The sequence below is a fragment of the Lentzea roselyniae genome, assembly GCF_039537795.1.
In the GTDB taxonomy this organism is placed as follows: Bacteria; Actinomycetota; Actinomycetes; order Mycobacteriales; family Pseudonocardiaceae; genus Lentzea; species Lentzea atacamensis.
On sequence record NZ_BAABBE010000020.1, the window covers coordinates 1 to 23,136 of the forward strand.

Genomic DNA, 23,136 nt, shown 5'->3' on the forward strand with positions numbered 1-23,136 from the left:
TGCGGCGCATCGGGCAGCAACGGCTGCGCCAGCAGCCACAACGGCTCCGGGCACCACTTCTCCACATCGTTCATCGCTGATCAACGATATAGCCTACCTTGCAACACACCCAAACGAGATGCGGTCTAAGCGGCCGCACCCGCAAGGGAGTGCTGCTCGTGCACATCCTGTCGGCGGCGGCGTGGCTGGGCATCGACCTCGCACTGGGCATCCTGGTGGTGGTCGCACTGTCCACAGAGGACACCGGCATCGCAGGCGTCGCCATACAGGCGATCGACCTGTTCGCGATCTGGCCGATGTTCGGCGCCAGCGTGGTCTGCATGATCTCCGGCGTGGTCCTGGGCCTCGGCAGCAAGTACGGCCTGGTCAGGTACTGGTGGGTCGCCACCAAGCTGTTCATGAACGTCGGCATGTCACTGCTGATCGCGTTCTCGCTGCGCCCGGGTGTGCGGGAAGCGGCCGAGATCGGCAAGCGCATGTTGGCAGGCGACCCGACGGCGGTCATCCCGCCCGACGTCATGTACCCGGTCGTGGTCGCGCCGACGTTGCTGCTGTTCGCCTACATCCTGTCGGTGTTCAAGCCGTGGGGCCGGATCCGCAGGTCAGCGCAGCCAGTCAAGCGCGAGCGCCGCGACCTCGTCGGGGCGGTCTAGCTGCAGGAAGTGCCCGGCGTCCGCCACGATCTCGACCCGCGAACCTGGGGCGAGACCCGTGGCGGCGTCGGTGTAGTTGTCGGGCGTGATGCAACCGTCCTGGGCGCCCGCCAGCACCAGCATCGGGATCGGCGCCGGCTTCTCGGTCGCCTGCGCCATCGAGGACAACGAAGGATCGTGCAGCGACCGGTCGAAGTTCGCCCGGTACAGCTTCAGCGCGTTGACCCTGAGCTGCGGATCCTCGTACATCGACAGCACGTGCGGCGGTACGGGGAGACCCGGCGACCAGGTCCGCCACAGGTACTCGATCAGTGTGGAGTTCAGCAGGCTCTCCGCGACCCCGGGCACCTGGAACATGAACAGGTAGAAGAACCGTTGCTGCTGCGCGGGATCGTCGAAGATGTGACGCAACGTGGCCGGCGGCGGCACGGACATCGTGATCACCCGGCGCACCCGCGAGGGCCAGCCGGCCGCCAGCCGCCCGGCCACACCGGCGCCGATGTCGTGGCCGATCACGTCCAGCGGCTCGGGCGACAGCGCGGCGTTCACCGCGGCGGCGTCGGCCGCCAGCGTCAGGCCGTCGGCGAACGGCAGCTGGTCGAACGTCGACGGGTGGTGCCCGCGCAGGAACGGCGCGACGACCCGGCGGCCGGCGGCCACCAGTCGTTCGGCGAGCGGGCCGAACGACGCCGGGTGGTCGGGGAAGCCGTGCCAGCACACCACGATCGGGCCCTCACCCGCGGCCAGGGCGGGGAAGGAGAGGCGCTCGGTCGGGATGACGATCTCTTCGAAGTCCATCAGAAGTTCACTCGCATCACGAAACGTCGTTTGGTGGGGTGGGTGACCTGCGTGAACCCGGCCTCCTCGAACACCTGACGCGCACCGACGTGCAGCTCGCCCCAGGTGACGGTCTGGCCGGGCGCGGCGATCATCGGATACGCCTCGACCGCGCGAGCGCCCTGTGACCGAGCGTGCTCGACGGTCGCGGCCGCCAGCTCGTAGGTGAGGCCTTGCCTGCGGAAGCCCTTGCGCACCACGAAACACGTCACGGCCCACACGCCGTCGTCGTCCTTGTCCTCGGATCTGCCCTTCCACGGGACGGGCAGGTCGAGCAGCTTCGCGTAGTCGCACCGGGGTTCGACGGCCACCCAACCGGCGGGCTCACCGTGCACATAGGCCACCAGCCCGCTGCCACGGGCGGCCTGCGACTCGTGCGAGGCGTAGCGCTCGTCGAACGTCGAGTCGCGCCACATCCAGCCCTTCACCTTGTAGCGCTGGCAGCGGCACTTGCCCGGCTCGGACCCGTCGAAGATCGCCTCGACGTCCTCCCAGGGCACCTCGCCAGACGGCACGATCCGGATCACGTCGCCAGACTAGTGTCCTGCGTCGGAAATCCGCCTGCAAAATCGGGCGAGTGACTCAAGGATCTCTTCGGCGGTCTTGGTCCAGATGAACGGCCGTGGGTGGGTGTTCCAGTCGGCGATCCAGGCGCGGATGTCCTTCTCCAGCGCCTGGACGCTGCGGTGGGTGCCACGGGTGATCTGCTGGTCGGTGAGGAAGCCGAACCAGCGTTCGACCTGGTTGATCCAGCTGGATCCGGTCGGGGTGAAGTGCATGTGGAACCGGGGATGGCGGGCCAGCCAGGTCTTGATCGCCGGGGTCTTGTGGGTGCCGTAGTTGTCGCAGACCAGGTGCACGTCCAGTTCAGCGGGGACGGTCTTGTCGATCGTGACCAGGAACTGGCGCGGCCCGGAACGTCGGCTGGGTGATTCACGCTCGGCAGGGCGCCTCGCGGCACCACGATGCACCCGTCTGACCGCGAATTCGCCCGGCAACGTTCCGGGCCGCGCCACTAGAGCTCCTGGGTGAGGTTCACGGGGTTTCCGTCAGGATCGAACACGTGGGCAACGCGTTGTCCCCACGGCATGTCGTTCGGCGGTCCCTGCACACGGCCTCCCGCGGCCTCGACCAGGGGCAGCAACGCGTCGACGTCGGGAACGTCGATGCTCAGCGCGATCCGGGGCGGCGCCGAGACGTCGGCCTTCTCGGCGACGAGCCCGAGCTCGGCATCACCGATCTTGAGCGTCTTGTAGAACACCGGACCGGACTCCGGGTACCGGAACACCTCGGTCGCGCCGAGAACCTGCTCGTAGAACGCCTGCAAGGGCGGAAGATCCGGGGTCACGATGATGGGCTGGATCGCCATGGTTCCTCCTAGTCGTCCACCGTTGTACGGGGCGGCTGGCCGGAACTCATCGGTGCACCGAACAACGGCAGGAGTTCGGGAACGTTGAGGAACGTCGTGGTGCCCGTGACCAGCCCATCGCGCACGTCGATGAACACCAGCCCGAACGGCCGGTCCATCCCCGGCCGCATCTGCCAGTACGCGGGCGACGCGTTCGCCCGCGCCGGCACCAGCCACGCGCCGGCACACGTCGCCTGGGGATCGTTCAGCGCGACCGAGATCGGGCCACGGCCCCGCAGCCACCAGCTGAACGGCGGCATCGACATCGTCGCGTCCTCGTGCAGCAGCGCCACCAGAGTCCGCACGTCGTGCCGGTCGAACGCCTCGCAGTATCGGCTGAGCAGTGCCTTCTGCTTCGGGTCGGCGGGGTGCAGCGGCTCGCCTGGATCGACCACCTGCATCGTGGCCCGCGCCCGCTGCAACGCGCTGTTGGCCGCAGCCACCGAGATGGAGAGCAGATCGGCGACCTCGGCGGCCTGCCACGCCAGCACGTCCCGCAGGATCAGCACCGCGCGCTGACGGGCCGGCAGGTGCTGCAGTGCCGCCACGAACGCCAGCCGCACGGTCTCCTTGCGGATCGCCTGGTCCTCCGGCAGGACCTTCGCGTCGGGCATCGGCTGCACGAAGGTCCGCTCGGGCAGCGGCGCCCCGAAGTCCCCGCCGGGCGATCGCAGGTCGACGGCCAGGGCCCGGCGCTGGGCGGACCGCAGCATGTCGATGCAGATGTTGGTGGCGATTCGGTACAGCCAGGTCCGCAGCGACGCCCGCGACGGGTCGAAGCTGTCGTACGCCTTCCACGCGCGGACGAGCGTCTCCTGCACGGCGTCCTCGGCCTCGAAACCGGAGCCGAGCATGCGGTAGCAGTAGCCGGTCAGCTCGATCCGGAACGGCTCCAGCTCCTCGATCACGAGAAAGACCCTACGCGGACCGATGAGTTTCCGTCGGCTGATCCGTACCCCTGCCATGACCGAAGAAATCCGGGCCGCCGTGGCGGCGGAACGACGTGACCAGGCAGAGCTCCTCGCCGGGCTCACCGAGGAGCAGTGGCACGCGCCGAGCCTGTGCGAGGGCTGGCGCGTCAAGGAGGTCGTCGCGCACACGACCCTGCCGTTCCGCAGCTCAGTCGGACGCGTGCTGCTGGAGACGCTCAAGTCCGCCGGCCGGTTCAACCACGCCTCCGACCGCATGGCCAGGAAAGACGCCGCGGCCCTGTCCATCGACGACCTGCTCGGCACCCTGAAGGCCAACATCGGCCACCCGTGGACCCCACCCGGCGGCGGCCCGGCCGGCGCGCTCTCGCACGACATCATCCACGGCCTTGACATCACGGTCGCGCTCGGACTCGACCGCCAGGTGCCGCACGACCGCCTCAAGATCGTCCTCGACGGCATGAACCCGCGCAGCGTCAAGTACTTCGGCGCGGACCTCGACGGCAAGAGGCTGGAAGCCACCGACATGGACTGGACGTTCGGCGAAGGCGAGCCGATCAGGAGGCCGGCCCAGGAGCTCCTGCTCCTCGTGTGCGGCCGCTCACTCGCCTGACGAGGTCACCGCTTCACGCACCCGCGCCGTCGCCTCTGTCGTCGTCGCGAGGAACCGGGCCACCACCTGACGGTCTTCCGCGCTGAGCCGCTCCCACGCCGAGGAGAACTCGCGCGCGAGCGGCTGGAAGAACGTCGACGCCAGCGCCGTCGCCGTGGAGAGCACGCGGAGCTCGACGCGGCGGCGGTCGTCCGGGTCCCGGTCGCGGACCACGTGACCGGCCCGTTCCAGCCGGTCCAGCACCGAGGTCGTGGCGGAGGCGCTCAGGTTCAGCGCCTTCGCGAGCGCGCCCGGTGTCATGGGGGAGCGGGCAGTCATGATCAGGTTCAGGGCCGTCATGTCGGTCGGGTGCAGCTCGTGCGCCGCGCTGAAGATCTCCAGAAACCGGTTCGACTCCGCGACCAGCGCACGCAGCAGCATGCTCAGGTCGTAGTCGCTTGCGTCGCTCACGGGGTCAGCATACTGTTTCGTCCATCGAAAGATTCGACGACCGAAGGAATGCGGATGCGCGTCCTCGCCGGGATCCTGCTCGTCGTCTGGCTCGCGCTGGGTGGGTTCACCGGGCCGTACGCGGGCAAGCTCTCGGAGGTCGCGGAGAACGACAGCAGCGCGTTCCTGCCGAACTCCGCCGAGTCCACGCAGGTCGCTGAGCTGCAGAAGAAGTTCCAGCGCGCCAACGCGATCCCCGCGATCGTCGTGGTCGAACGGTCCGGCGGGCTGACCGACGAGGACAGGAAGTACCTCGCCGACCGCGGCAAGGGCTTCCAGGCGTCACCGGTGATCCCAGCACCCGACGACAACGAGGCCGCCCAGCTCGTCGTGCTGCTCGACCCCGCGAAGGAGGTCCGCGACTCGGTCCTGCAGCTCCGCGACGGGGCGCGCGGTGCGCCACCAGGGCTGAAGGTGCTGGTCACCGGCCCGGCCGCGCAGATCGCCGACCTCGTCGAGGCGTTCGGCGGCATCGACGGGCTGCTGCTCGTCGTCGCGGGCGCGGTCGTCGCGTTGATCCTGCTCGTCGTCTACCGCAGTCCGCTGCTGCCGGTCGTGGTGCTGGTGTCGGCGGTGTTCGCGCTCGGGCTCGCCAGCTTCGTCGTGCACCTGCTGGCGAAGAACGACGTGCTGGCGCTGAACGGCCAAAGCCAGGGCATCCTCTCGATCCTCGTGTTCGGCGCGGCGACGGACTACGCGTTGCTGCTCGTGTCGAGATTCCGCGAGGAGCTGCGGGACACCCAGGACAGGTACACGGCCATCCGCACGGCGTGGCGCGGCACGATCGAACCCATCGCGGCCTCGGCCGGCACGGTGATCCTCGGCGTGCTGTGCCTGCTGTTCAGCGACCTCGACTCGAACAAGGGCCTCGGGCCGGTCGCCGCCATCGGCATCGGCGCCGCACTGCTCACCACGATGACGTTCCTGCCCGCGACGCTGGCGTTGCTCGGACGCGTGGCGTTCTGGCCGTTCGCGCCGAAGCTCGGCTCACCGCACCCGGAGACGACCGGGCTGTGGGGCCGCACGGCGGACCTGGTGCGCCGCAGGCCACGCGCGATCTGGATCGTCACGACGCTCGTGCTGCTCGTCGGCGCCGCGTTCCTGCCGCAGCTCAAGGCGTCCGGTACAGCGCAGTCCGACGTGTTCCTGACCGAGGTCGAGTCCGTTGCGGGACAGGAGGTCCTGTCGAGGCACTTTCCCGGTGGGACCGGCTCGCCGACCGTCATCGTCGCAGCAGAGGGCAAGACCGCCGAAGTGCTTCAGAAGTCCAAAGTGGACGGCGTCGCCGACGTCCGGCCCACCGGCACGGCGGACGGGCTCGTCCGCGTCGAGGCCACGCTGAAGGACGCGCCGGACTCCGACGCGGCGGTGGCGACGGTCGAGCGCATCCGTGCGGCGGTGCACGGGATCGGCGACGCGAAGGTCGGTGGGCAGACGGCGACGTTGCTGGACACCAGGACGACGTCGGAACACGACCGGCTGCTGATCATCCCGATCGTGCTGGTCGTGATCTTCCTGGTGCTGGCGCTGCTGCTGAGGTCGTTGCTGGCGCCGGTGCTGCTGATCGCGACGGTCGTGCTGTCGTTCGCTGCCACCATGGGCGTCTCGGCGCTGGTGTTCAACCACGTCTTCGACTTCCCGGGTTCCGACCCGGTGGTACCGCTGTTCGGGTTCGTGTTCCTGGTGGCGCTGGGCATCGACTACAACATCTTCCTGATGACCCGCGTCCGCGAGGAAACCCAGCGCCTGGGCACGGTCGAGGGCACGTTGCGGGGCCTCAGCCTGACCGGTGGCGTGATCACGTCGGCGGGTGTGGTGCTCGCGGCGACGTTCGCGGCGCTGGCCGTGCTGCCGATCCTGTTCCTGACGCAGATCGCGTTCATCGTGGCGTTCGGCGTCCTGCTGGACACGTTGCTGGTGCGGTCGTTGCTCGTGCCGGCGCTGTCGGTGGACATCGGTGGCCGAATCTGGTGGCCGTCGAAGCTGAGGTGAGTCAGGATTCCCGGCATGACCTACACGGCACGCCAGCTCAACCGCGCGACGCTCGACCGGCAGATGTTGCTGCGGCGTGAGCCCGTTGACGTGCTGACCGCGGTCGAGCGGATCGTGGCGATCCAGGCCCAGGAGCCCGCGTCACCGTACATCGCGTTGTGGAACCGGATTGAGGGCTTCGACCCTGCCGACCTGGACCAGGCGTTCACGAGCGGGGCGATCCGCAAGGCCGCGCTGATGCGGATCACGTTGCACGCCGTCACCGTCGCCGACCACGAGGTGTTCCACCACGCGATGCTGCCCGTGTTGCGCGCGTCCCGGCTGAACGACAAGCGTTTCAGGGCCATGGGACTCACGATCGAGCGGGCCGACGAGGTGCTGGCGCACCTGCTCGAGTTCGCCGCCGAGCCGAGGACCAAACCGGAGCTGGAAGAGCTGCTGCACTCGCACGTCGGCGACGTGGGGGAGCCGGGCATCTGGTGGGCGCTGGCCGCCTACGCGCCCATGGTGCGGGTGCCGACCGGTGGTCCGTGGGCGTTCGGGCCGCGGCTGTCGTTGCAGACCGCGGTGATCGAGCGGCGCGAGCGGATGGCGGCGCTGGCCGAGATGCTGCGCCGATACCTCACCGGGTTCGGGCCCGCGACCATTGCGGACATGAACCAGTTCACCATGGTGCCACGCACGTCCATCAAGGAAGCGCTGGAACGGCTGGACCTGGTGAAGACCGGCGACCACTACGACGTTCCGGATCGGACGGTTCCGGACGAGGACACCCCGGCGCCGCCGCGGCTGATGGCCATGTGGGACAGCACATTGCTCGCCTACGCCGATCGCAGCCGGATCATCCCCGATCAGTACCGCAAGGCCGTGATCCGCAACAACGGCGACACACTGCCGACTCTTCTCGTCGACGGTCATGTGGCAGGGGTCTGGCGTCCGGCCGAGGACGGCGGCATCGAGGCGACCGCCTTCCACGCCCTGAGCGAGGAACAGTGGGCCGGTCTCGCCGAGGAGGCCAGGGCGCTGCGCAAGTTCCTCGGTGACCGGGACCCACAGGTCTACCGGCGTTTCAACCGCTGGTGGACCGGTCTGCCGGTCTCCGACGTCCGAATTCTGTGAATACGTCAAGATCCACAAAGGGTCATGCACAAGTCACTGTTCCTCCACCCTGCATGGAGGAAAGCCCAATGTTCCAAACGAGAAAGCGCGCCGCTACAACCAGTTCACCCCTGGCCAGAACACCCGCATGCAGAGCGCCTGGACGGCGTACCGCAGCGGTAGGTGATCCAGCCCGAGTGGAGGGACGTCGCTCGATGAGCGGCGTCCCTTTCGCTTTCTTGCTTGGAGAGCTGCCAACGGCCAAGCTGTGACAGGTGACAGATCCCGTGCCGCACATGTCGGGCGTCGATCATCCCGAGGTCGACGAGATGCTCAGCGAGGTCGCGCACCAGCTCTTCGCGGCGAACCTCGACCTGCAGACGGTGCTGGGTGTGTTCAGCAGGCAGCAGGGCGCCGGCCGCGACCGCGTGCACGCCGTCATCGACCGGCTCGACGACACCATCGCCGCCATCCACCACGCGGGCGCGCGGCTGCAGATCTCGCTGGCCGACCAGGCCGCCCTCAACCAGGCCAGGGGAGTGCTGGCCGCGCGGCGGGACATCTCCGTCGCGGAAGCGTCCAACCTGATCACCGGCCACGCCGCACGGCACGAGCTGGACGTCTCCGCCGTCGCCCGTGCCGTGCTGGCCGGAGATCACCTGTAGCGACCCGGTCAGACCTTCTGCTGCTCGGCCGGCCGCATCTCGGGAACCGTTCCGTTGGGCGCAGCTTCGTGTGCCGTCTCGGGTGCGGCGAGCCGCTCGGTCATGGTGCCGCCCTCGGGAGCGCCGGTGGGTGACGGGATCTTGCTCAGCAGGTACCCGGCGTGGCTCACCGCGAGCAGCACGAGCAGCGTGTCCGAGAACGCGGGCAGCCCGCCGATGCCCGCGGGGTTGTCGACGGCCCTGAGCGCCGCCACCGCCTGCGCGCCGTAGGCCAGCAGCAGGAGGATCGTGATGAGGAAGTTCTGGAACTTCGCCAGGTCGATCGACTTGCCCGCCGACGCGCCTTCCTCGACGGTCAGCATCTCCCAGACCCGGCCGCCTCCCCTTCCCCGGGGTGGGCCGCGACCGAGTCCGGCCGCGTCGTGCTCTTCACGACCTTGATCGCAGCCGCCCCCACCGCGGAGCCGATCGCGATGCTGAGCAACGTCAGCACCTGACCGGCGATGGTGAACCCGGCGACGTCGACCTGCCCGGCCGCGAACCGCCCGAACGCCATGCCGCTGACGAGAGACAGCAGCACGACGGTCCACATCATCATCTGCAGGCGGGACAGGCTGTACCGGCCGCGCGCGTCCCGCAGGACGTTCTGCGCGCCGAGCGTGCCGGGACCGCGACCGCGAGCAGCACGATGACGAGAGCGGACACGAGCCAAGCCCAGAACGTGGTCGCCATGGCGGCCTCCTCGTTACGCCTTTCGGACGCTGTGAGGAGTACGTCGTCGCGAGGTGACCAGGTGTTATCACACCGGGTAACGATTCGGGGGGATCTACCAGTGGCAGGCGGTGTCCGGCTCGCAGCACGGCGCCAGGAACCGGCAGCTCGGGCAGATCCACTTGGAACCGTTGCCGTAAGGACGCAGGTCGTCGGACTCGCACTGCGGGCACTGGGGGAGTTGGACGGTCTTCCTGGCCGGCTCGGTCACGCGTGACACGGTACTTCAGGTGGTGCGCGGGCGCGGGTCGGCGAGGTCGTCGTAGTCGATCACGAGGCTCGCCCGCCTCGCCGGTTCGCACTTCGCGAGGTAGAGCCGCTGACCCTCGACGTACCGATGGTTGCGCGGGTCGTCCGGATCGGACGGACTGCCGTCGCGCACCGCCATCCGCGCGACGGAAACCGCGAAGTCGACGGACAGGAACACCGAGAAGTCCCAGTGCTCCACGAGCTCGTCGCGATGCAGGAAGATGCCGTCCACCAACAGGATCGCCGGACGTGACACGACTTCCTCCGGTGCGTCGACGTACTCGTCCGTCGCCAGGTCGTGGCTCGCGCGCCGGAACGGCCGGCCGGCGGCGAACGGCACGAGCAGGTGACCGGCGAACCTCTCGTGGTCGAAGCTGTCCAGGAAGAAGCCCTCCGGGGACGCCGGGCCGCGCCGGTGGCGGATCTCGCGCGGGTGGTGGAAGTCGTCCACGGAGGCGCGGACGACGGTGCGGCCACGGGACCGCAGCACCGCGGCGAGGTCATCGCAGAACGTCGTCTTGCCCGCGCCGTCCACTCCGTCCACCGCGACCAGGCCGTCGGCGGGCAGCAGGTCGGCAACGGTGTTCAGCACCCCGGTTCGCGTCACGGCACCGACGATCTCACGGAAGGTCACCGTGACGGGCCCCATCGGATGAGACCCACGTCTCCTGAGCATCAAGAACGCGTAAGGGCCGCCCCCAAGCCCGTAAGGACGTTGTCAGGTATCGCCTGATCAGGGATTTCCTGCCGCACGCTGCCGGGTGTCATCAAGAAGACCTCGTCGTTGAAGGGAGCGGCGTCATGGCCGACCTGGCCTGCGCGTTGCTGCTGATCGGGAGTTTCGTCGTGCTGGGCCTGACCGTGCGCGGACTGGAGAAGTTGTGAGCGGCACGGGACTCGTCGCGAACGCCGTCGCGGGCGTCCTCGCGCTCCTGCTGATCGTCTACCTGTTCATCGCACTCATCAGGCCGGAGAAGTTCTGATGCCACCTCTCGTGGCCGGCCTGGTGCAGGCCGGCATCCTCGTCGCGGCCCTGGCGGTCGTGTACCGGCCCCTCGGCGACCACATGGCTCGCGTGTTCGAGCACAAGAGCCACTCGAAGCTGGAGAAGGCGATCTACCGCTTCGCCCGGATCGACCCGGATGCCGAGCAGAAGTGGAGCACCTACGCGTACGGCGTGCTGGGCTTCTCGTTCGTCGGCATCGTGTTCCTGTACGTGATCCAGCGCGTGCAGGCCTTGCTCCCGTTCGGCTTCGACCGGGGCAACGTCGGGCCTGCAATGGCGTTCAACACCGCCATCAGCTTCGTGACCAACACGAACTGGCAGTCGTACGTGCCGGAAGCCGTCATGGGCCACACGGTCCAGATGATCGGGCTGACCGTGCAGAACTTCGTGTCGGCGGCGGTCGGGCTCGCCGTCGCGGTGGCGTTGATCCGCGGTTTCGTGCGGCACCAGACCGATCGGCTCGGCAACTTCTGGGTCGACCTCACCCGAGGCGCCATCCGGATCCTGCTGCCGATCGCCTTCGTCTTCGCCGTCGTGCTGATCGCACTCGGCGTCACGATGAGCCTCAAGTCCGGAGTGGACGTTGACGGGCAGACCATCGCGAACGCTCCCGTGGCGAGCCAGGAGGCCATCAAGGAGCTCGGCACCAACGGCGGTGGCGTCCTCAACGCGAACTCGGCGCACCCGTTCGAGAATCCCGGTGAGTGGACCAACCTGGTCGAGATCTTCCTGATCCTGGTGATCCCGGTGTCGCTCACCCGCACGTTCGGCCGGCTCGTCGGCCAGCACAGGCAGGGGTACGTGCTGCTGAGCGTCATGGCCACGATCTGGACCGCGATGCTCGCCGTGATCTGGGGAGCGGAGGCGAGCGGGCTCAGGCCGTTGGAGGGCAAGGAACTCCGCTTCGGCATCGCCGGCAGCGCGATCTTCGCGGACGCCACCACGGGCACGTCGACCGGCGCGGTGAACTCGTTGCACGACAGCTACACCGGGCTCGGGGGCGGCGGTGCGCTGCTGAACATGCTGTTCGGCGAGATGACGCCGGGCGGTGTGGGCACGGGCATCTACAGCATCCTGGTGATGGCGGTCGTCGCGATGTTCCTGGCCGGTCTGATGGTCGGCCGCACACCGGAGTACCTGGGCAAGAAGCTGGGGCGCAAGGAGGTCACGGCCGCCGCGGTGTCGATCCTCGCGATGCCGGCGGTGCTGCTGGTCGGCGCGGGCATCACGGCGATTCTGCCAAGCACACGGGGAGCGTTGAACAACCCCGGTGCGCACGGCCTGTCGGAGATCCTCTACGCGTACGCGTCGGCGTCGAACAACAACGGGTCGGCCTTCGGCGGCATCACCGCGACCAGCGACTGGTTCCAGTCGTCGCTGGGGCTGTGCATGCTGTTCGGCCGGTTCGTCCCGATCATCGCGGTGCTGGCGCTGGCCGGATCCCTGGCCGCGCAGAAGAAGGTGCCGGTCACGGCGGGCACGCTGCCCACCACCGGACCGCTGTTCGCGAGCCTGCTCACCGGCTCGATCGTGCTGGTCGCCGCGCTGACCTTCGTTCCCGCTCTCGCTCTCGGTCCCATCGCGGAGGCACTGCAGTGACCGCCACACTCGACCAGGCCGTTCCCGTGCGGACGAAGACGATCACACGGGCCCACCTCGTGGACGCGGTGCCCGAGGCGTTCCGGAAGCTCCACCCGCGCCACCAGCTGCGCAACCCCGTCATGTTCGTCGTCTGGGCGGGTTCGTCGCTGGGCACGGTCTTCACGGTCACCGATCCGAGCGTGTTCACCATCTCGGTGACGCTGTGGCTGTGGTTCACCGTGCTCTTCGCGAACCTCGCCGAGGCCGTCGCGGAAGGCCGCGGCAAGGCGCAGGCGGACTCGCTCAGGAAGGCCAAGAAGGACGCGGTCGCGCGGCTCGTGAACGGTGACGTCGTCGCCGGTACCGAGTTGAAGATCGGTGACCTGGTGGTCGTCGAGGCGGGCGAGGTCATCCCCGGTGACGGTGACGTCGTCGAAGGAATCGCCACCGTGGACGAGTCGGCCATCACCGGTGAGTCCGCGCCGGTGATCCGCGAGTCCGGCGGTGACCGGTCCGCGGTCACGGGCGGCACCACCGTGCTGTCCGACCGGATCGTCGTGCGGATCACCACCAGGCCGGGCGAGTCCTTCGTGGATCGAATGATCGCGCTGGTCGAAGGCGCCGAACGGCAGAAGACGCCGAACGAGATCGCGCTGACCATCCTGCTGTCCACGCTGACGATCATCTTCCTGCTCGCCGTGGTGGCGCTGCAGCCGTTCGCGATCTACTCCGGTGGCGAGCAGTCGGTCGTCGTGCTGACCGCGTTGCTGGTCTGCCTCATCCCGACGACGATCGGAGCGTTGCTGTCCGCCATCGGCATCGCGGGCATGGACCGGCTGGTGCAGCGCAACGTGCTGGCCACGTCCGGCAAGGCCGTGGAGGCGGCGGGCGACATCGACACGTTGCTGCTCGACAAGACCGGCACGATCACGTGGGGAAACCGCAGGGCGACCGAGTTCATCCCGGTCGGACCGACGTCCCACGAGAAGCTCGTGGCGGCCGCGCGGCTCGCGAGCCTGGCTGACGAGACGCCGGAAGGCCGCAGCATTCTGGAGCTCGCGGGCGGGCGGCCCGCCACCGATCACGAGAAGACGGGCGAGTTCGTCCCTTTCACCGCGCAGACAAGGATGTCCGGCATCGACCTGGACGGCAGGAGCATCCGCAAGGGCGCCGCGTCCGCGTTCGAGCTGACCGAGACGGCCCGCGGGGTCGTGGACGAGATCAGCGCGCAGGGCGGCACTCCGCTCGTCGTGGCGCAGGACGGCGAGGTGCTTGGCGTCATCCGGCTGTCCGACGTGGTGAAGCCCGGCATGAAGGAACGCTTCGCCGAACTGCGCGCGATGGGCATCCGCACGGTCATGGTCACCGGCGACAACCCGTTGACGGCTCGTGCGATCGCGGAGGAGGCGGGCGTGGACGACTTCCTCGCCGAGGCCAAGCCCGAGGACAAGATGGCCCTGATCCGCAAGGAGCAGGAGGGTAGCCGCCTGGTCGCGATGACGGGGGACGGCACCAACGACGCGCCCGCGCTGGCGCAGTCGGACGTCGGCGTCGCGATGAACACCGGCACGTCGGCCGCGAAGGAGGCCGGCAACATGGTCGACCTCGACTCGGACCCGACCAAGCTCATCGAGATCGTGGAGATCGGCAAGCAGCTGCTGATCACGCGCGGTGCGCTGACGACGTTCTCCGTGGCGAACGACCTGGCCAAGTACTTCGCGATCCTGCCGGCGATGTTCGCGGCGATCTACCCGGCGCTCGACCGGCTCAACATCATGCACCTGGCCACGCCGCGGTCCGCGATCCTGTCGGCGGTGATCTTCAACGCGGTGGTCATCGTGGCGCTGATCCCGCTGGCGCTCAAGGGCGTCCGTTACCGGCCGTCCAGCGCGTCCGCGCTGCTGCGGCGCAACCTGCTGATCTACGGCCTCGGCGGTATCGTGACGCCGTTCGCCGGGATCTGGCTGATCGACCAGCTCGTGCGACTCGTCCCCGGGATCGGCTGACATGGACAACTTTCTGAAGCAGTCGTGGGCGGGTCTGCGGATCCTGCTCGCGCTCACCGTGCTCCTCGGCGTGCTGTACCCGCTGGCGGTCTGGGGTGTCTCGCGGCTCCCCGGTCTGCACGACAACGCCGAAGCGGTCGGCACCACGCTCGTCGCCGTCACGCGTGAAGGCGACAAGTACTTCGTGCCGAGGCCGTCCGCCGCGACGCTGCCCGCGTCCGGTGGCTCCAACAAGGGGGAGCTGAACGAGGACTACACGAAGGTCGTCGCCAAGCGGCGGGCGGCGGTGGCCCAGCGTGAGGGCGTCTCCGAGAACCAGGTTCCGCAGGACGCCGTCACCGCCTCGGCTTCTGGTCTCGACCCGCACATCAGCCCGGAATATGCCGCGTTGCAGGTGCCCCGTGTGGCGCGCGCGTCCGGGCTGCCGGTGGAGAAGGTCCGGGAGCTGGTCGTTGCCAGCACCGGGGGCACCTTCACCACCACCGTCAACGTGACGGCGTTGAACCGTGCCATCGACGCTGCCACCCGTTGACGGTCGCCGGGGTGAGCTGAGGATCTACCTCGGCGCCGCTCCCGGCGTCGGCAAGACCTTCGCCGCGCTCGGCGAAGCTCACCGGCGCCGGGAGCGCGGCACCGACGTGGTAGTCGGACTCGTGGAGACCCACGACCGGGAGAAGACAGCCTCACTGCTCGACGGCCTGGAAGTGGTGCCGCGCAAGGTGATGCGGCACCGCGGCGTCGATGTGTCCGAAATGGACGTGGACGCGATCCTCGCGCGCAGACCCGAGGTCGCGGTGGTCGACGAGCTCGCACACACCAACGTGCCGGGCTCGCGCAACGAGAAGCGCTGGCAGGACGTCGAGGAACTGCTCGACGCGGGCATCGACGTCCTGTCCACTGTCAACGTCCAGCACCTGGAGTCGCTCAACGACGTCGTGGAGCGGATCACCGGTGTGCGGCAACGGGAAACCGTGCCGGACGAGGTCGTCCGCCGCGCCGAACAGGTCGAGCTGGTGGACATCACCCCGGAGGCGCTGCGCCGCCGGCTCGCCCACGGCAACGTCTACGCCGCGCACAAGATCGATGCCGCGCTGGGCAACTACTTCCGGCCCGGCAACCTGACCGCGTTGCGCGAGCTCGCCCTGCTGTGGGTCGCGGACCAGGTCGACGTGGCGTTGCAGCGGTACCGCAGCGAGAAGTCGATCACCGACACCTGGGAGGCGCGAGAACGGGTCGTCGCCGCGATCACCGGCGGCGCGGAGAGCGAGACGCTGATCCGGCGGGCCCGGCGGATCGCCGTACGGGCAGGGGCCGAACTGCTCGTCGTGCACGTGATGCGCGGGGACGGGCTGACCGGTGTGACCCCCGAACACATCGCCCGCTCGCGCAAGATCACCGAGGACGTCGGCGCGACGTTCCACTCCGTCGTCGGCGACGACGTGCCGACGGCATTGCTGGAGTTCGCCCGCGGGGTCAACGCCACCCAGCTCGTGCTCGGGACTTCGCGCAGGTCACGCCTCGCGCGGGCGTTCGACGAGGGCATCGGCGCGGCCGTGGTGCAGGAGTCCGGCGCGATCGACGTGCACATGGTCACGCACGACGAGGCGCGGCGCGGACCGCGGTGGAAGATCGGTGCCGACCCGTTGCCGTCACGGCGCCGGCTGATCGGCTGGGGACTGTCCCTGGTGCTGCCCGCTGCCGTCACCTGGCTGGGCATGCTGTGGCGCGACGAGCTCGACTTCTCGACAGATCTCGTCGCGTTCCTGCTGGTCACGTGCGTGGTCGCGATCGCGGGCGGCCTCGGCCCCGCGTTGTTCTGCGCGGTCGCCGGCGCAGGGCTGCTGAACTTCTTCTTCACCGAGCCGTACCACAGCCTCGCGGTGAACTCGCCGGAGAACGTGATCACGCTCGTGGCCATGGTGATCGTCGCGACCGTGGTGGCGCTGACGGTCGACAGGGCGGCCAGGCTGGCGGAGCAGGGTGCGCGGGCGCGGACAGAGGCCGCGTTGCTGGCCTCGTACTCGCGGACCGTGCTGACCTCGCCGTACCCGCTGGCCCGGCTGCTGGAGAAGATCCGCGAGAACTTCGGCCTGGAGTCCGTCGCGCTGCTGGAACGGCGTGGTGGCGCCTGGGAACGCGTCGCGTGCGTGGGCCCGCGGCCGTGCGACGAACCGGACGAGGGCGACGCGGACGTGCTGGTGACGCCGGACGTCCACCTGGTGCTGCGCGGCCGGACCTTGCCCGCGAGCGATCAGCGGGTGCTGGAGGCCGCGGCCGGGCAGGCGCTGATGGCGTGGCGGCAGCAGCGAATGGCCGACGAGGCACGCGACGCCCAGCGCAGGGCCGAGACGACCGAGCTGCGCACGGCGTTGCTGTCGGCGGTCGGGCACGACCTGCGGACGCCGTTGACGTCGATCAAAGCCGCGATCGGCAGCCTGCGGGACGAGACGCTGCCGCTGTCCGCGGAGGACGTCCGGGAGCTGATGGCGACGGTCGAGGAGTCGGCGGACCGGCTGACCGGACTGGTGGACAACCTCCTGGACTCGTCACGGCTCGCCACCGGTTCGGTGGAGCCGGTGCTGCGGCCCGTCAGCTACTACGAGGCCGTCGCCAGGGCACTGGCCGGCGTCGACGAGCAGGTTTCCGTTGTCGTGGACGAACATCTGCCGCTGGTGCTGGCCGATCTGGGCCTGCTGGAACGAGTCGTGGCCAACGTCGTGGACAACGCGTTGCGGCACGGGACGCCGGGACCGGTCGCGATCAGAGCCAGCCGCCACGGCTCGCAGGTGGAGCTGCGGGTCGTCGACCACGGCAAGGGACTGCCGAAGAAGACTGGAGACCGGATCTTCGCGCCTTTCCAACGACTCGGCGACCGTGACGCGACACCGGGCGTCGGCCTAGGGCTCAGCGTCGCCAAGGGCTTCACCGCCGCCATGGGCGGTGAGATCAGCGCGGAGGACACACCGGGCGGCGGGCTCACCATCGTGATCTCGCTGCCAGCTCACGAGGAGTCAGGATGACGTCAGTGCTGGTGGTCGATGACGAACCGCAGATCGTCCGGGCGTTGAGGATCAACCTCAGCGCGCGCGGATACAACGTGATGACGGCCTACGACGGCAAGTCCGCCCTGGGCGTCGCCGTGGAGGGCAAACCGGACGTCGTCGTGCTGGACCTGGGCCTGCCCGACATCGACGGCGTCGACGTGATCGCCGGCCTGCGCGGCTGGTCGACGATCCCGATCATCGTCCTGTCCGCCCGCACCGACTCCGCGGCCAAGGTCGAGGCCCTCGACGCGGGTGCCGACGACTACGTGACCAAACCGTTCGGGATGGACGAGCTGCTGGCCAGGTTGCGCGCCGCCGTGCGACGGGGTTTGGCGCGCGAGGCCGGCGATCCCGTGGTGCAGACGGCGTCGTTCGTCGTGGACCTGGTGGTGAAGAAGGTCTGGCGAGATGACCGCGAGGTGCACCTCACGCCCACCGAGTGGGGGCTGGTGGAGATCCTCGCGCGCAACCCCGGCCGGCTCGTGTCGCAGAAGCAGCTGCTGCAGGAGGTGTGGGGGCCGATGCACCTCAACGAGTCCCAGTACCTGCGTGTGTACTTCGCGCAGCTGCGGCGGAAGCTGGAAACCGATCCGGCGCGTCCCCGTCACCTGATCACGGAGCCCGGGATGGGGTACCGGCTGGAACTCTGACGGTTGACGTGGAGGGCGTGAGAGCGCTTCCATGGACGTAGCCGCCGCACGATCGTGACAGAGAGGTCATCATCGTGGCTCGAAAACTGCGGTACGCCCTGCTGGGCCTCCTGCTGGCGCTCCCACTCTCCGGCGCCGCGCAGGCAGCGGTCCCACCGACCCCACCCGGCTGGACCCTGGCCTGGTCGGACGACTTCAACGGCCCGAACAACTCGGCCCCGAACCCGAACAACTGGATCGTCGACATCGGCCACGGTTATCCCGGCGGCCCAGGCAACTGGGGCACCGGCGAGATCCAGCGGTACACCAACGACCGCGCCAACCTGCGCCTCGACGGCACCGGCAACCTCCGAATCGTCCCGCTGCGCGCGGCCAACGGCGAGTGGACCTCCGCGCGCATCGAAACTCGCCGCTCGAACTTCAAGGCACCCGCCGGCGGCGTGCTGCGCATCGAGGGACGCATCCAGATGCCGAACATCACCGGCACCGGCGCGCTGGGCTACTGGCCCGCGTTCTGGGCACTGGGCGCGCCCTACCGCGGCAACTACTGGAACTGGCCGGGCATCGGCGAGTTCGACGTCATGGAGAACGTCAACGGCATCAACAGCGTCTGGGGTGTGCTGCACTGCGGCGTGAACCCCGGCGGCCCGTGCAACGAGACCAACGGCCTCGGCGCGTCCCGTGCCTGCCCCGGCAGCCAGTGCCCCGGCAACTTCCACACCTACCGCTTCGAGTGGGACCGCTCGGTCAGTCCCAACCAGTTGCGCTGGTACGTCGACGGCCAGCAGTACCACGTCGTGCGGCAGAACCAGATGGACGCCGGGACGTGGAACAACATGACGTCCCACCAGGGTTACTTCATCCTGCTGAACGTGGCGATGGGTGGCGCGTTCCCGAACGGTGTGGCCGGCCGCGCCACCCCGACCCCGCAGACCACGCCGGGCCGTTCGATGGCGGTGGACTACGTGGCGGTGTGGACGCGCCCGTGACCGGCGCCACCGTGATCGTCAGAATCACGTCAAGGTGAGGGCCGGCGGTGTCAGGGTCCCGTCCGGGCGCTGGGCACGTGCCGGTGATCGGCGTGCAATCGGGACATGACACTCGCGGAGTTGCTGCCCAGCATCGGCTGTTCCACCGAGCCGGTGCTGGAAGAGGGTCTGTGGCCGGACGGGACGCACCTGTCCGGCTCGGACCTCGTCATCGGTGGAGTCCCCGCCACGCGGCTCGCGGCCCAGTTCGGCACGCCCTGCCAGGTGCTGGACGAGGCGACGGTGCGCAACCGCGCCAAGGCCTTCGTCGCGGCGCTGCCGGAAGCGGAGGTCGTGTTCGCGGGCAAGTCGTTGCCGTGCCCCGAGGTCTACCGGTGGATGGCCTCTGTCGGGCTGTCGCTCGACGTGTCCTCCGCCGGTGAGCTCGCCCTGGCGCGTGCCGCGGGCTTTCCGGCCGGGCGAATCGTCATGCACGGCAACGTGAAAACCGGCGAGGACCTGAAAGCCGCGCTGGAGTACGGGGTTTCGCGGATCGTCGCGGACTCGTTCGACGAGATCGCCCAGCTCGGTGCTCTCGCGCGGCACGGCCAGGAAGTCATGATCCGGGTGACGCCGGGAGTGGACGCGCACACCCATGCCGCTGTCTCGACCGGTGTGGAGGACCAGAAGTTCGGGTTCTCGCTGGCTTCCGGCGCCGCTCTCGAAGCCGTTCTGCGAGTGGTCGAGCAGCCCTCACTCAGGCTCGCCGGCCTGCACTGCCACATCGGCTCGCAGGTGCGGCACGTGGCGTCGTACGAGGAAACCGTGCGGCGCATGGTTGGCCTGATCGCTTCTTGCGGCGTCCGCATCGAGCAGCTCGACCTCGGTGGCGGCTTCTGCGCGCCGTACCTGCCGGGGGAGTCGTCGTTCGACCTCTTCGGCTTCGCGCAACGCGTTCGCGGCACGTTGAGCTACGAGTGCGCGCTGCATCGCGTGCCGGTACCGCGCATCCTGATCGAGCCGGGACGTTCGATCGTCGCGAACGCGGGCGTCACGCTGTACCGGGTCTGCGCGGTCAAGCGTGGCGTCCGCACGTTCGTGGCGGTGGACGGCGGCATGAGCGACAACCCGCGCCCGGCCCTGTACGGCGCCAAGTACGCGGTCCGGCTCGTCGGCCGTGGCGGGAAGCTGCGGCCGGTGACCGTGGTCGGACGGCACTGCGAGGCCGGGGACGTGCTGGCGGAGAACGTGTTGCTGCCCGCCGACGTGCACGCGGGTGATCTGCTCGCGGTGCCGGTGACGGGCGCGTACCACCACGCGCTGGCGTCGAACTACAACCAGGTCGGCCGGCCGCCCGTCGTCGCGGTGCGGGACGGGCTGGCGCGGCCGATCGTGCGGCGCGAGACCGAGGAGGACCTGCTGCGGCGCTATGTCTAGGGCTTGACGGCCTGGGCGACCAGCCAGCTGTCCTCGTGCATCAGGTAACGCGTGATCTTGCCGTCGCGGACGGTGAACTCCTGCACGAACCGCGTCTCGATCCACTTCCCGGTGGCCTGGACCTGCGAGCGGAGATCACCGGTGCGCACGGCCAGCGCACCGTCGACCAGCGTGGCGTCGACGGCGAACCGGTCCGGCGTCAGGTACTTCGGGACGTCCTCGGCGTAGAACGCGCGGACCTCGGCCCGCGTGGCGCGCTTGCCGATCCACGGCACGGTGGCGGTGTCGCCGGGGATCTCCCAGTCCACCTCCTCCGCGAACAGGGCGGCCAGGCCGTCCACGTCCCACGCCCGCATCAGGCGGTCGAACTCGGCGATCACGGCACGGGTTTCTTCGGTCGACATACCTCCACCCATACCAGGTTGATCGTTCTACTGCGAAGTCGAACGTGTGTTCCCGTAAACATCGCGCCGAACCGGGTCGTGCCGGGCCTCGCCAGGCCCGATCTGGGCCGACGTCGCCATCGCACTGCCGAAGCTGTGGACGCACAACCGGGTCGCGGACGTGCTCGAGCTCGCGGTCGAACTGGCACAGCAGGTCAAGCCGGACGGGAACGTCAGCGGCCTCGCGGAGGTGGCCACGCGCAAGGGTTCCAGCAAGGCCGTCGTGCAGGCGAAGCGCCTGGTGGCCGCACTGGAGCTGTCCGGCTGACGGCGGTCAGCCCGCGTACCGGCCTAGGATGACGGCATGGAGCTGGGACAGATCGTCGCGGAACGACTGATCGAGGGTGTGGCACCGGACGGATCACACATCGAGGTGGTGATCAGGTTCGGTGCCCCGCGCCCCGATCCGTTGAGCAGCAACGGTGACTGGCAGTGTCCACATCAGATCGTGGGCTTGGGCGACGACTCGGTCGGTGCCGCGCACGGCGTGGACTCGTTGCAGGCGTTGCTGCTCAGCGTCTACGCGGTGCGGCTGAAGCTGGCCGAGTCGGGCAGCACCCTCGACTGGCTGGGCGCGCCCGACTTCGGCCTGACCATCGCTCCCGCGCTCAGCTAGCGAAAACGGGGTAGTGGTCCGAGAAGTCCGTGTAGGTGTACTCGCGGCCCCACGACCAGATCGACCACTGAGGACTCTTCGCGCGCCGCGTTTCGTTGCGCAACACCGGTCCCTGGATCGTCAGCACGTAGTCGAGGTGCTCGGACGCGTACTCGGGCCCGTACTGGTCGCGGCAGACGCCGTTGTCCGCGCAGTCCCATGAGAACGGGTGTCCGGTCACCTCGGGTGTTGAAGCGCCCAGTTCGGCGACCATCCGCGGGAACTCGTCACTCGCCTTGACGACGTTCAGGTCACCCGCCACGTACACCGGCTCGGACGCCGGGATGTTCCTCGCGGCGAGGAACGCCTTGATCTCGGCACGTTGCTTCGTCCGGTAGCCGGCCGGAGCGCTCGTGCAGGTGGAGTCCTCCGCCTGCATGTGCGTGCCGATCACGTGCATCGGCCCGGCCGGCGCCTCGATCCGCACGTACGCGAAACCCTTGTTGGAGAACCAGTCCGCCCCGCACGCATCGCGGTAGACGTGCTGGACGCGCGTGGTGATCGGCCACCGGCTCAGCACCGCGACCCCGCCGTCCTCCGGCGTCGAGGAGCTGTAGGCACCCGACGTGACGTCCCACCCGGCGGTGCTGCGACCGAGCACCGGCGTCTGGTGCGGGTAGGTGTCGCGGAGGTTGGCGAGCAACCGGTCGGAGGCGGCGTTGTCGAACGCCTCCTGCAGCACGACGACGTCCTGACCGTTCAGCACGCCGGTGCTGTCGATCAGGTCGGCCCGCGCCAGCTGACCCCAGTTCGGGTAGAGGTTGCGGGACAGCATGAACACGTTGTGGGTGGCGATCTTCGGGGCGGCCGGTGCGGCGACCGCGGGGGCGACCGGGATCGTGAGCGCGACGGCGGCGGCGAGCGTGATCAGGCGCATGCGGCCGATGGTGAAGGACGTGAGGATCCTTCACAACCGTACAGCGGTGTCGTATCGATCAAGCGTTGATGAACTTCAGCGCAACCGGTCGAGGTCCGCGCCCGACTTGTCGACCAGGGCGCGCATCGCGTCGTAGGCGGCCTCGGCGGCCCGTGCGGTGATCGCGTCCAGCACCGCGCGGTGCGACGGCACCGGATCGTCGTCCACCGACCCGTGCACGAGCTTGTCCCGCTCGGCGAGGCCGATCGCGATGATCTGCTCGACCTGCGTCAGGAACGCGTTGTGCGTGGCGGCCATCAGCAGCCGGTGGAACTCCAGGTCTGCCCGGACGGTCGCGGCGAGGTCGCGTGCCGAGGCCATCCGGTCCAGGGCTGCGGACAGTGCCTCGATGTCCGCGTCGGTGGCGCGCTCGGCGGCCAGGCGGGCGGCGGCGGGCTCGACGATGACCCGCATCTCCGTGAGCTCCTCGAACAGGCTGTGATCGGCGTTGGCCTGGGTCTGCCAGCGCATCACGTCGGTGTCGAGCAGGTTCCACGACGTGCGCGGCTGCACGAACGTGCCGCGCTTCTGCCTGGCGTCGATCATGCCCTTGGCCGAGAGCACCTTCAGCGCCTCGCGCAGTGCTGTCAGCGACACGTCCAGTTCTTCGCGCAACGCCGGAAGATCGAGGGTGTCGCCCTCGCCGATCTCGCCGGCCAGGATCCGGCCGGCCAGCGCCTCGACGGTCTGGCCGTGCACGCCCCGCAGCCGCTTCTCGCTCATGGC

Annotated in this window: 27 protein-coding genes and 1 pseudogene; 15 read left to right on the plus strand and 13 right to left on the minus strand. The window is 69.0% G+C overall.

The features are described 5' to 3' along the window. Positions 1 to 158 precede the first annotated feature (158 nt). Positions 159 to 653, plus strand: a complete 495-nt coding sequence (locus ABFX45_RS30530) for a hypothetical protein (protein WP_346133641.1) — start codon at positions 159 to 161, stop codon at positions 651 to 653. On the opposite strand, the gene ABFX45_RS30535 is transcribed toward ABFX45_RS30530, so the two are convergent. The 5 genes and pseudogenes from ABFX45_RS30535 to ABFX45_RS30555 all read right to left on the minus strand — a co-directional run bounded on the left by ABFX45_RS30535 (position 603) and on the right by ABFX45_RS30555 (position 3,806). After that, a complete protein-coding gene (locus ABFX45_RS30535) occupies positions 603 to 1,451 on the minus strand; it encodes an alpha/beta fold hydrolase (protein ID WP_346133643.1) in 849 nt (282 codons plus the stop codon). The genes ABFX45_RS30530 and ABFX45_RS30535 overlap by 51 nt on opposite strands. Beyond that, positions 1,451 to 2,017, minus strand: a complete 567-nt coding sequence (locus ABFX45_RS30540) for a GNAT family N-acetyltransferase (protein ID WP_346133645.1) — start codon at positions 2,015 to 2,017, stop codon at positions 1,451 to 1,453. The genes ABFX45_RS30535 and ABFX45_RS30540 overlap by 1 nt, the downstream gene beginning before the upstream one ends. Before the next feature lie 9 nt (positions 2,018 to 2,026). Then, positions 2,027 to 2,392, minus strand: a pseudogene (locus ABFX45_RS30545) (transposase); the annotation flags it as partial. A gap of 113 nt (positions 2,393 to 2,505) precedes the next feature. Beyond that, entirely contained in the window at positions 2,506 to 2,859 is a 354-nt protein-coding gene (locus ABFX45_RS30550; RefSeq protein WP_346133647.1) for a VOC family protein, read from the minus strand. Positions 2,860 to 2,867: 8 nt separating this feature from the next. Next, positions 2,868 to 3,806, minus strand: a complete 939-nt coding sequence (locus ABFX45_RS30555) for an RNA polymerase subunit sigma-70 (RefSeq protein WP_346133649.1) — start codon at positions 3,804 to 3,806, stop codon at positions 2,868 to 2,870. Between the two features lie 55 nt (positions 3,807 to 3,861). Between ABFX45_RS30555 and ABFX45_RS30560 the strand changes: the two genes are divergently transcribed. Then, positions 3,862 to 4,440 carry a maleylpyruvate isomerase family mycothiol-dependent enzyme gene (locus ABFX45_RS30560; protein WP_109638001.1) on the plus strand — a complete coding sequence of 193 codons (579 nt, stop codon included), beginning with the start codon at positions 3,862 to 3,864 and terminating at the stop codon, positions 4,438 to 4,440. Here ABFX45_RS30560 and ABFX45_RS30565 read toward each other — a convergent pair. Further along, positions 4,429 to 4,890, minus strand: coding sequence for a MarR family winged helix-turn-helix transcriptional regulator (locus tag ABFX45_RS30565; RefSeq protein ID WP_233439650.1), 462 nt, complete (start codon positions 4,888 to 4,890; stop codon positions 4,429 to 4,431). The genes ABFX45_RS30560 and ABFX45_RS30565 overlap by 12 nt on opposite strands. 48 nt (positions 4,891 to 4,938) lie before the next feature. Here ABFX45_RS30565 and ABFX45_RS30570 point away from each other — a divergent pair, with 48 nt between their 5' ends. From ABFX45_RS30570 to ABFX45_RS30580, 3 genes are all read left to right on the plus strand, one after another. Continuing rightward, positions 4,939 to 6,921 carry an MMPL family transporter gene (locus ABFX45_RS30570; RefSeq protein WP_109638002.1) on the plus strand — a complete coding sequence of 661 codons (1,983 nt, stop codon included), beginning with the start codon at positions 4,939 to 4,941 and terminating at the stop codon, positions 6,919 to 6,921. A gap of 15 nt (positions 6,922 to 6,936) precedes the next feature. Next, the gene (locus tag ABFX45_RS30575; RefSeq protein ID WP_109638003.1) at positions 6,937 to 8,040 is read left to right on the plus strand and encodes a winged helix DNA-binding domain-containing protein; all 1,104 of its coding nucleotides are present in this window, start codon (positions 6,937 to 6,939) and stop codon (positions 8,038 to 8,040) included. A gap of 254 nt (positions 8,041 to 8,294) precedes the next feature. Further along, on the plus strand, positions 8,295 to 8,684 hold the full coding sequence (locus ABFX45_RS30580; RefSeq protein ID WP_146231611.1) for an ANTAR domain-containing protein: 390 nt from the start codon (positions 8,295 to 8,297) through the stop codon (positions 8,682 to 8,684). A gap of 8 nt (positions 8,685 to 8,692) precedes the next feature. On the opposite strand, the gene ABFX45_RS30585 is transcribed toward ABFX45_RS30580, so the two are convergent. The 4 genes from ABFX45_RS30585 to ABFX45_RS30600 form a co-directional block, all read right to left on the minus strand. After that, on the minus strand, positions 8,693 to 9,046 hold the full coding sequence (locus ABFX45_RS30585; RefSeq protein WP_109638005.1) for a hypothetical protein: 354 nt from the start codon (positions 9,044 to 9,046) through the stop codon (positions 8,693 to 8,695). Continuing rightward, on the minus strand, positions 9,040 to 9,396 hold the full coding sequence (locus ABFX45_RS30590) for a hypothetical protein (RefSeq protein ID WP_346133652.1): 357 nt from the start codon (positions 9,394 to 9,396) through the stop codon (positions 9,040 to 9,042). The genes ABFX45_RS30585 and ABFX45_RS30590 overlap by 7 nt, the downstream gene beginning before the upstream one ends. Before the next feature lie 114 nt (positions 9,397 to 9,510). Next, a complete protein-coding gene (locus tag ABFX45_RS30595; protein WP_170155012.1) occupies positions 9,511 to 9,666 on the minus strand; it encodes a hypothetical protein in 156 nt (51 codons plus the stop codon). 15 nt (positions 9,667 to 9,681) lie between these two features. Further along, positions 9,682 to 10,311, minus strand: coding sequence for a nucleoside/nucleotide kinase family protein (locus tag ABFX45_RS30600; RefSeq protein WP_346133654.1), 630 nt, complete (start codon positions 10,309 to 10,311; stop codon positions 9,682 to 9,684). Between the two features lie 274 nt (positions 10,312 to 10,585). On the opposite strand from ABFX45_RS30600, the gene kdpF reads away from it, so the two are divergent. From kdpF to lysA, 8 genes are all read left to right on the plus strand, one after another. Beyond that, entirely contained in the window at positions 10,586 to 10,687 is a 102-nt protein-coding gene (gene kdpF / locus ABFX45_RS30605; protein ID WP_109638008.1) for a K(+)-transporting ATPase subunit F, read from the plus strand. After that, a complete protein-coding gene (kdpA, locus tag ABFX45_RS30610) occupies positions 10,687 to 12,309 on the plus strand; it encodes a potassium-transporting ATPase subunit KdpA (RefSeq protein ID WP_109638009.1) in 1,623 nt (540 codons plus the stop codon). The genes kdpF and kdpA overlap by 1 nt, the downstream gene beginning before the upstream one ends. Before the next feature lie 26 nt (positions 12,310 to 12,335). Beyond that, positions 12,336 to 14,297 (plus strand): potassium-transporting ATPase subunit KdpB, encoded by a 1,962-nt coding sequence (gene kdpB / locus ABFX45_RS30615; protein WP_346133787.1) that lies wholly within the window; start codon positions 12,336 to 12,338, stop codon positions 14,295 to 14,297. A 1-nt stretch (position 14,298) separates the two neighbouring features. Continuing rightward, positions 14,299 to 14,829, plus strand: a complete 531-nt coding sequence (locus ABFX45_RS30620) for a potassium-transporting ATPase subunit C (protein ID WP_346133656.1) — start codon at positions 14,299 to 14,301, stop codon at positions 14,827 to 14,829. Then, positions 14,804 to 17,317, plus strand: a complete 2,514-nt coding sequence (locus ABFX45_RS30625; protein WP_346133658.1) for a DUF4118 domain-containing protein — start codon at positions 14,804 to 14,806, stop codon at positions 17,315 to 17,317. The genes ABFX45_RS30620 and ABFX45_RS30625 overlap by 26 nt, the downstream gene beginning before the upstream one ends. Beyond that, a complete protein-coding gene (locus ABFX45_RS30630) occupies positions 17,314 to 17,991 on the plus strand; it encodes a response regulator (protein WP_109638013.1) in 678 nt (225 codons plus the stop codon). The genes ABFX45_RS30625 and ABFX45_RS30630 overlap by 4 nt, the downstream gene beginning before the upstream one ends. A 74-nt stretch (positions 17,992 to 18,065) precedes the next feature. After that, positions 18,066 to 18,980: a glycoside hydrolase family 16 protein gene (locus ABFX45_RS30635; protein WP_233439653.1), complete on the plus strand. Its 915-nt coding sequence runs from the start codon at positions 18,066 to 18,068 to the stop codon at positions 18,978 to 18,980. Between the two features lie 105 nt (positions 18,981 to 19,085). Then, positions 19,086 to 20,396 (plus strand): diaminopimelate decarboxylase, encoded by a 1,311-nt coding sequence (gene lysA, locus ABFX45_RS30640; protein ID WP_346133660.1) that lies wholly within the window; start codon positions 19,086 to 19,088, stop codon positions 20,394 to 20,396. Here lysA and ABFX45_RS30645 read toward each other — a convergent pair. Next, entirely contained in the window at positions 20,393 to 20,800 is a 408-nt protein-coding gene (locus ABFX45_RS30645) for a nuclear transport factor 2 family protein (protein ID WP_346133662.1), read from the minus strand. The two genes, lysA and ABFX45_RS30645, sit on opposite strands and share 4 nt — an antisense overlap. Positions 20,801 to 20,960: 160 nt before the next feature. Between ABFX45_RS30645 and ABFX45_RS30650 the strand changes: the two genes are divergently transcribed. After that, positions 20,961 to 21,107, plus strand: coding sequence for a hypothetical protein (locus tag ABFX45_RS30650; protein WP_170155013.1), 147 nt, complete (start codon positions 20,961 to 20,963; stop codon positions 21,105 to 21,107). A gap of 36 nt (positions 21,108 to 21,143) precedes the next feature. Then, positions 21,144 to 21,455, plus strand: a complete 312-nt coding sequence (locus ABFX45_RS30655; protein ID WP_109638017.1) for a DUF6968 family protein — start codon at positions 21,144 to 21,146, stop codon at positions 21,453 to 21,455. On the opposite strand, the gene sph is transcribed toward ABFX45_RS30655, so the two are convergent. Next, positions 21,448 to 22,371 (minus strand): sphingomyelin phosphodiesterase, encoded by a 924-nt coding sequence (sph, locus tag ABFX45_RS30660; RefSeq protein ID WP_346133665.1) that lies wholly within the window; start codon positions 22,369 to 22,371, stop codon positions 21,448 to 21,450. The genes ABFX45_RS30655 and sph overlap by 8 nt on opposite strands. Before the next feature lie 75 nt (positions 22,372 to 22,446). Further along, on the minus strand, positions 22,447 to 23,133 hold the full coding sequence (locus ABFX45_RS30665; RefSeq protein WP_346133666.1) for a FadR/GntR family transcriptional regulator: 687 nt from the start codon (positions 23,131 to 23,133) through the stop codon (positions 22,447 to 22,449). Between the last annotated feature and the right edge of the window lie 3 nt (positions 23,134 to 23,136).

What these genes read in the sequence shown, in the direction of transcription:
- ABFX45_RS30560 (WP_109638001.1), top strand. Translation starts at nt 3,862, where the DNA reads ATGACCGAAGAAATCCGGGCCGCCGTGGCGGCGGAACGACGTGACCAG.
- sph (WP_346133665.1), bottom strand. Translation starts at nt 22,371, where the DNA reads ATGCGCCTGATCACGCTCGCCGCCGCCGTCGCGCTCACGATCCCGGTC.
- ABFX45_RS30570 (WP_109638002.1), top strand. Translation starts at nt 4,939, where the DNA reads ATGCGGATGCGCGTCCTCGCCGGGATCCTGCTCGTCGTCTGGCTCGCG.
- lysA (WP_346133660.1), top strand. Translation starts at nt 19,086, where the DNA reads ATGACACTCGCGGAGTTGCTGCCCAGCATCGGCTGTTCCACCGAGCCG.
- ABFX45_RS30575 (WP_109638003.1), top strand. Translation starts at nt 6,937, where the DNA reads ATGACCTACACGGCACGCCAGCTCAACCGCGCGACGCTCGACCGGCAG.
- ABFX45_RS30655 (WP_109638017.1), top strand. Translation starts at nt 21,144, where the DNA reads ATGGAGCTGGGACAGATCGTCGCGGAACGACTGATCGAGGGTGTGGCA.
- ABFX45_RS30630 (WP_109638013.1), top strand. Translation starts at nt 17,314, where the DNA reads ATGACGTCAGTGCTGGTGGTCGATGACGAACCGCAGATCGTCCGGGCG.
- ABFX45_RS30585 (WP_109638005.1), bottom strand. Translation starts at nt 9,046, where the DNA reads ATGCTGACCGTCGAGGAAGGCGCGTCGGCGGGCAAGTCGATCGACCTG.
- ABFX45_RS30550 (WP_346133647.1), bottom strand. Translation starts at nt 2,859, where the DNA reads ATGGCGATCCAGCCCATCATCGTGACCCCGGATCTTCCGCCCTTGCAG.
- ABFX45_RS30645 (WP_346133662.1), bottom strand. Translation starts at nt 20,800, where the DNA reads ATGTCGACCGAAGAAACCCGTGCCGTGATCGCCGAGTTCGACCGCCTG.
- ABFX45_RS30535 (WP_346133643.1), bottom strand. Translation starts at nt 1,451, where the DNA reads ATGGACTTCGAAGAGATCGTCATCCCGACCGAGCGCCTCTCCTTCCCC.
- ABFX45_RS30665 (WP_346133666.1), bottom strand. Translation starts at nt 23,133, where the DNA reads ATGAGCGAGAAGCGGCTGCGGGGCGTGCACGGCCAGACCGTCGAGGCG.
- kdpA (WP_109638009.1), top strand. Translation starts at nt 10,687, where the DNA reads ATGCCACCTCTCGTGGCCGGCCTGGTGCAGGCCGGCATCCTCGTCGCG.
- ABFX45_RS30620 (WP_346133656.1), top strand. Translation starts at nt 14,299, where the DNA reads ATGGACAACTTTCTGAAGCAGTCGTGGGCGGGTCTGCGGATCCTGCTC.